Genomic DNA, 708 nt, shown 5'->3' with positions numbered 1-708 from the left:
TCGAAAACCGCCAGACCGTCGAGCACCAATGTGGAGACGCTACGCAGCATGGCAGCATTTTATCGTAAGGTGTCAGCGCTGCCACTGTTGGCGGGATATTTCCCCCACAACAATTACTGCCATGACTGTTGCAATCGCCCTGATCATCCTGATCTCACCGTTCGTGGTCGCCGCCGCGGTGAGCTGGGCGGCACAGCGCAGCAACATCCTGCGTTTCCGCCTGGACCTCTTCGACATCAACCAGCCCGATTACGAGGCGTACCGGGCAGGCCATGACCTCGATGCGATCCGCAGCCGCTTCGAGAGCCAGCCGTCGTGGCCGAGCGCCGGCGCCCTAGGAGAGCGTCGCTAGAAACCGGGTCACCGCTTCCTCGTACACCTCCGGAGCATCATCGTGGATCAGGTGCCCCGCGCCGGGGACGTGTAAATACGTCGTGTGCTGCCCGATTTCGGCCATTTTTCGCATCTGACCCGGCGGCGCCACCGAATTCTCGGCCTCCATGAGCAGGGTGGGCACACCCACCTCGCGCCACTGTTGCCAGTAGTCCCGCGTTCCCCACTGGGCGGCGATGTCCAGCCACCACTGCGGGTACCCGTGCAGGCGCCAGCCGGTGTCCGTCCGGTCGAACGCTTCCAGGAAGTACTGACCGGCGACCGGCCCGAACTCGTCATAGACCTCCTGCGCGGATCCGAACTCGACTGGCAGGG

The 708-nt window shown here is 63.7% G+C and carries 2 protein-coding genes; one reads left to right on the top strand and one right to left on the bottom strand.

Annotated elements, in window-relative coordinates; genetic code table 11:
* Positions 1-121 precede the first annotated feature (121 nt).
* Positions 122-352 carry a hypothetical protein gene (locus tag IMZ11_RS43025; RefSeq protein ID WP_003882517.1) on the top strand — a complete coding sequence of 77 codons (231 nt, stop codon included), beginning with the start codon at positions 122-124 and terminating at the stop codon, positions 350-352.
* Here IMZ11_RS43025 and IMZ11_RS43020 read toward each other — a convergent pair.
* Positions 335-708: alpha/beta fold hydrolase (locus IMZ11_RS43020; RefSeq protein ID WP_228649388.1), on the bottom strand; the 374-nt coding region annotated here is incomplete at its 5' end. The genes IMZ11_RS43025 and IMZ11_RS43020 overlap by 18 nt on opposite strands.

This window comes from Microtetraspora sp. AC03309 (assembly GCF_020826795.1).
Classification (GTDB): Bacteria; Actinomycetota; Actinomycetes; order Streptosporangiales; family Streptosporangiaceae; genus Microtetraspora; species Microtetraspora glauca.
Note: the sequence above shows the minus strand (reverse complement) of the source record. Positions and strands in the feature narration are given on the sequence as shown.